Source organism: uncultured Eudoraea sp. (assembly GCF_947258525.1).
Lineage (GTDB): Bacteria > Bacteroidota > Bacteroidia > Flavobacteriales > Flavobacteriaceae > Eudoraea.
Genome location: NZ_CAMYIP010000061.1, coordinates 1 through 4999, shown reverse-complemented (window position 1 = coordinate 4999; position 4999 = coordinate 1). Strand labels below are relative to the sequence as shown.

The 4999-nt window shown below is 32.0% G+C and carries 5 protein-coding genes; 1 reads left to right on the top strand and 4 read right to left on the bottom strand.

What is annotated here, in order from left to right; all coding sequences use genetic code 11:
• Positions 1-477: 477 nt before the first annotated feature.
• On the top strand, positions 478-759 hold the full coding sequence (locus tag Q0X89_RS04955) for a hypothetical protein (protein WP_297691732.1): 282 nt from the start codon (positions 478-480) through the stop codon (positions 757-759).
• Positions 760-1008: 249 nt separating this feature from the next.
• Here Q0X89_RS04955 and Q0X89_RS04950 read toward each other — a convergent pair whose 3' ends face one another.
• From Q0X89_RS04950 to Q0X89_RS04935, 4 genes are all read right to left on the bottom strand, one after another.
• Positions 1009-2511: a hypothetical protein gene (locus Q0X89_RS04950; RefSeq protein ID WP_297691731.1), complete on the bottom strand. Its 1503-nt coding sequence runs from the start codon at positions 2509-2511 to the stop codon at positions 1009-1011.
• A complete protein-coding gene (locus tag Q0X89_RS04945) occupies positions 2501-3169 on the bottom strand; it encodes a recombinase family protein (protein ID WP_297691729.1) in 669 nt (222 codons plus the stop codon). Before Q0X89_RS04945 ends, Q0X89_RS04950 begins: the two co-directional genes overlap by 11 nt.
• A gap of 411 nt (positions 3170-3580) precedes the next feature.
• Complete coding sequence (locus Q0X89_RS04940) at positions 3581-4087, bottom strand: hypothetical protein (RefSeq protein ID WP_297691727.1); 507 nt, start codon at positions 4085-4087, stop codon at positions 3581-3583.
• 32 nt (positions 4088-4119) lie between these two features.
• Positions 4120-4999 (bottom strand): hypothetical protein (locus tag Q0X89_RS04935; RefSeq protein ID WP_297691725.1); only part of this gene is annotated, 880 nt, incomplete at its 5' end.

The following is a 4999-nucleotide window of genomic DNA, read 5'->3' as shown; positions in this document are numbered from 1 at the left end:
TGTTGATTAAATATAGAATATTAAACTTTGCTCAAAAAGTCAAGTAAAAGTAAATATTAACGAACGGTAATTGTGGGTTCATTTAGAGTTTACCCCAGATGAACAGTATGTGGGGTAGGGATTAAGGAAATCTTTTATGGAGGGGATAGAAGATTGAAATCTCGTCTGAGAAGGGTCTAAAATTCGTTTTAAGCCCACTTGGTAGGGTGACTAGGGTTATAATACCTTTAATTAAATAAAGTCGAAAATAAGCATATTTTAGGACTGTAGGTAAAAAAATAAAAAATATTTGACACCTGAACACTAAATAATTAAAATACGTTGTAAAAACTTTAATTTTTATTTTACTATGATTCCTTCAATTGGTTTAGTTGGGAAAACATTTATTTCAATTGGTATCGGTGTAGCTATTGGTCTATCACCTTTAAGAAATTCTAAATTAGCAAGTATTATAATCACCTTAACAGGGGGCTAAAAATGTGGGATATAATTGCAACTGGTGGTATTTATATATTTCCTGGTGGCAGAGCATTGAAACTAATAAAAAATGGGGTTAATGTGACGAATTCGACAAATCCATTGGTGTTAACCAAAAATATCACTCTAACTATTATTGACTGCTGTGCGCCCCCACCTCTAAGGTTGGCAGCTCATTGTATTGGAGCTACCGCAGTGATCGCAGCTTCGGTGGCAAGTCCAAATCCAGTTACAATAGGTTCAGCAGTTCATCTCATTTCAGAAATTTATGAAAATTGTTAAAAAAGCGGACCGATATTTGGTGTCAAATATCGGTCCGCTTTTTTAAAAAAGCGGACCGATATTTGGTGTCATAATTTTTTTAATTTTTACTCTGTATTTTCAGTAATATCAAAGACCTTTACTTACCTTTAGGACAAATTTTTATTATTTTTATTTGATATTTTAACGGGTTAGTCTAACCCATTAAAATGATCTAACCCAATGATATGATTAAAATGATCTAACCCAATGATATGATTAAAATTATGATCATATTTTTTCAAAAAAATGTATTTTGTAACTTTGTCCAATAAGTAAAGGTGTAAGATCGTGTATTAGAATATCCCGAGTCTTCCTTTTTTTGTTTTTAAATTTTATCTGACAATTATCTTCAATCATTTTATGCTTTAAAGCATTGTAAAAGGTAGACTTAATAAATAGTTTGATATCTGATTTTTTTTTATTATTTGCTCCTTTATATTGGTCTAATATTTTTTGTGGGTAAAAAGATTTCGTCAATTCTGTACAGCTATAGCTTTGAATGAATTGAAGTTTTATTTGTAATTCAAAATCCAGTTGGTATGTAATAAAATATGTTGGGAAAAAAAATCTATAACTATATTGGTAAAATTCTTGTAAAATAGCTACTTCAATTACCCAAGGTCCATACTCGTCAAATTCTTTTCTAGTTTTAACATAGGGAATAATTGTAAAACTTTGAAAACTGTTGTTAGTAAAGAGTTTTACTAATGGATTCATTGTTTGCAGTTTCTGAAAGAACTTAATTAGCTGTTCTCGTTGATAGTGATTCTTATTGTTTACTTTAATAAAATCCATAAAATCAGAAGCTTTAAAGTGAAAAATACAATAAGGTTGTTCCCGAAAAAATTCTATATGAACTGTTTGGGTCTTGCTAAAAGAAATAAATTGTAAAAACCTAAAAAATATTTTTTTTTTATCAATATTATTTAACTTTGCCCCAACATCCTTAAAATACCCGGTTGCTAGTAAAAATGATTTTTGATTTTTATTCTGTCTTCTAAAATAGTCAACTAACCAATCAGTATAATTTTCATCCATGGCTAAAACTTTTTTTGAATACTTGAAAAAATTTCTTGTCATTATTTGCTCAAAAATTTCTATCTGGTTTTCATTTAGTAGATCTTGAGCAAATTTTATTTTTGGTCCTCTTTGCTCTAATTCAAATCGAATTTGTCTATCTTTTTGATAAAGACGATAATAGTTTGGGCTTCCACGTTTTCCAATTTTTAAAATCGAACCCATATGATTATTTTGTAAGCTAACATTTTGGATAAACTTATTCTGGCCTACTTTTTGGTAACATCTTTCTAAAAACGATGCAAAATTTCTTTTATGCTCCATTTTATTGTTATTGCATGTATAACATAAGTCTAAACGGGATAGGGTGAGTTCTTGTTGGAGGTTAAATATTTCCCAATCAACTTGGTTTGCTACAATTAGGTTATAAAATTGATAACCATTTTGCCCAGAAAAATCTATTTTGACACCTTCCCAGTATATGTCAGCGTATTTATACGCTCGAAAAGACACTTGGTATTTGTTTTTTGAATTCCAGAGTAGATTTTCTTGCCTTCCACCGAATCCAATAGCAAAAGTAGAGTTAAATTCAAAGTTTTGAAATAAATAATTTGCGATTATTTCTAGCTGCTTTTGATTAAGCAGTCCTTGAATGTTAAATCCTATCCAATCCACTTCCAAGTTTTCCGACTCAAAAGTTAATTTACTTAGCATCCTTTGTTTCCTTCTGATTTACGTTCTTAACTAATCGATTGTAGGGAATGTAATTTAATTCCTCTTTCAAAATCTTATAAATAGTGTTTCGAGCTCGTCCTGTAATTTTGCTAATTTCAGTTATTGAAAGATTTTTATTTTCTTTCAAATCTTGAACTTGAGAGATTAATTTTTTATCAATCACAGTTTTTCGTCCAAAATATTTTCCATTTTTCTTAGCAGCTTGAATTCCTTGACGCTGGCGCTCTTTCCGACGTTCATTTTCAAAAGTAGCAATCGCAGCTAAATTTGTGGAAATTAACTGATTAACGGCCATATCAGTAGAATAAGGCAAATCTAATGAGATAAATCTAACTCCTTTTTGATGAAGTCGTTCTTGTAATTTTAAGAATTCAAGTGTATTTCTACTACACCGATCAATTTTGGTGACAAGCAACAAATCATTTTCTTTTAACTCGTGATCAATCAGGTGATAAAAAACAGGGCGCTCTTTAATTTTATCAGCGGCAGAGCCTATTTCGACCCGAATATTTTTTTCTGGAACACCCTTTTGAATAAACTCTTCTTTCTGTGCTTCCAGAGAAGAATTATCCTCTTGGGTTTGCGAGCTCACTCTTGCATATCCAAATCTACGATTTTTTGAAACTTCTTCAAACATAAATTTCTCCTTCCTTCTAATGTTGATTAAATATAGAATATTAAACTTTGCTCAAAAAGTCAAGTAAAAGTAAATATTAACGAACGGTAATTGTGGGTTCATTTAGAGTTTACCCCAGAGGGAAAGTATTAGCCATAGAAATAAATCGAGGATTTTTATTTAGGTGATCAGAGAATCAAATAGTGTCTGATAGGCAAAAAGAAAGCCCGTGAAGGCCACTTGATAGCTTGAGTAGGGTATTCCAAAATGGAGTGCGAAATGAGGTTAAAAAGGGTCTTAGAAGAGGTTTTAGGGTTGGAGGGTCTGATAATAACGAAAGATGAAAGAATTTTAGGCGGTATGATGGTTGGATATTAATTTATAATTTAAAACGATAATTAACATCCAATCATACTATTTTTTTATGTTTAACTATTCCTCAAGAAACTTTTGTATTTGAAGATAAGTTTTTTCAACCAAATTTCGAAACTCAGTGTGACCTATCTCGTAGCTTTTTCTCAAAGGCTCTGGATCTCCATTACATACTTCGCAAGAATCCACTATTAATTCCAGGAAATTTCCAAAATCTAATGAATTTTCATGGGGTGATAAAAGGACCAAATTGGATTCTAAGATGTCTGCCACTTCCTCGTTTAATTTATATCTTTCACAAAATGCGATACAAAAGTCAGGAATATCAATTTTTTTCTCCATAAATTGGTTTAGTAATTCCAAATACTGATCTCGGGTTTCCCAGTTCAAATGATCAACTAGTATGACCAAATATTTACGAAGTTTTGAAAAATCCTTTCTTAATTCATCAGGAATGGATTTTCCCTGCTGCTTCAAATCTTGCGAATATTTTAAAAGTTGGATATGATTCTTTTTATTATAATTCAAAAGTTCCAAATGTCTTTGGTTGTTCAAATCTTGATTCATAGAATCTCCTTTATTTTTTTAATTCAATTTCATTATTTTTTAGGTAGTTCGCCAATATTAGCCGTTTCTTTGTACTTATCAACATTACGTGGATGAAGTTTATAACCAGTTATAAGATCATCCCTATCTCTCTGAAAAATTACAGCCTGGTTAGTTATTTCATTAAAATAAGTAATAGAGGGTGAACCTCGAAAAGTACTCTTTTTATTTTTAAGACTTGTACTATCTTCACAAAAAGATTTTAAGGCACCTTGGATTGCTTGAATATGCTCGTCACTTGGAAGCCTACCACCTTCTTGCACATACTTCACTATTCCGATTTTATTTAATCTCTGCAAGTCTGATTGCTTAGCTCCATAATCTTGAGGGTTTATTCCAAAGCAGACCCCATGGCATGACTTCTTGATTGTTTGCCAATCTGATATTTTCAAATCACCGTCGACAGTTATATGATTTGAGCCATATCTCTTTTCGAGATAAGCTAGAGCCTCAGATTGACTCAAGGAAGAAGAAGATCCACCTGGATTTTGATTTCCATTAAATTGCTGTTCGTTAAGTTTTCCAGTAGTTCGACAAGATAAGGGTTTATTGATCGGACGTGAGCAATATTGTCGCTGGGGAGTAAAACCCTGTGCGAATATACTGCCACCTCCAGTTTTTCTTGCGTTTTTTAATGCGTCTGCTTTTGCCCGTGGTCCAGGACCGTATTTTCCTAGATCACCTCCGCGATTTATTGAATTAACTCTAGAAGTCTCAACTACTCGAACAATTGGGGTTTTAGGCTGATTTGAAGATGGAGAATAAGATTGAATTGGTTCTCCAAATCCAAGATTGTGCCACCAAATACTAGGAATCAGTACTGAATACGAAACAGCTTGTTTTCGATTATTGCCAGCCATTTCTGGGGTTAAT

What these genes read in the sequence shown, in the direction of transcription:
- Q0X89_RS04955 (WP_297691732.1), top strand. Translation starts at nt 478, where the DNA reads ATGTGGGATATAATTGCAACTGGTGGTATTTATATATTTCCTGGTGGC.
- Q0X89_RS04950 (WP_297691731.1), bottom strand. Translation starts at nt 2,511, where the DNA reads ATGCTAAGTAAATTAACTTTTGAGTCGGAAAACTTGGAAGTGGATTGG.
- Q0X89_RS04945 (WP_297691729.1), bottom strand. Translation starts at nt 3,169, where the DNA reads ATGTTTGAAGAAGTTTCAAAAAATCGTAGATTTGGATATGCAAGAGTG.
- Q0X89_RS04940 (WP_297691727.1), bottom strand. Translation starts at nt 4,087, where the DNA reads ATGAATCAAGATTTGAACAACCAAAGACATTTGGAACTTTTGAATTAT.